The 437-nt window shown below is 44.9% G+C and carries 1 protein-coding gene; it reads left to right on the top strand.

Features of this window, described 5'->3' with window-relative positions:
• On the top strand, window positions 1-437 hold a 437-nt coding region (locus A3756_RS27445; protein ID WP_197481214.1), incomplete at both ends, for a hypothetical protein.

Below are 437 nucleotides of genomic sequence, written 5' to 3'. Positions count from 1 at the left end.
AACGTTTGATGAACAACAGGGCATTGCGATAGCTCATCAACAGGTTCAAGTTGACTACTTGCTTGGGAGTAACCTGTTCGTTGGTGATACCTTAAGAGGTCAGCAAACTGGCAAAAATTCACCTTACCTAAGTGCAGGCAGTTACAGTTCTCACCTGATTCACTTTGACCCACTAGGCACCTCGAGCGGTAAAGAGACCAAGCAATTAATTGAGTTTGATAGTGACATTGTTGCGATCATCCTCAACGGTAAAAAACTCAATGCGTCGGACAATATATTTGGTGGTACGGGGGCCAATTACGAGACATCAACTTCTCGAAAGTGGGAAAGTAACGATTTTCTAACATTTACTAGCTCCCAGTCGATACTGGTTGATCGCGCAACGGTAGGTCGCTACTGGATTGATGATGCGCGCATCATTACCCAAAGCGTATCAG

The organism is Oleiphilus sp. HI0086, from assembly GCF_001635225.1.
This window is presented reverse-complemented; position numbering and strand designations above follow the sequence as displayed.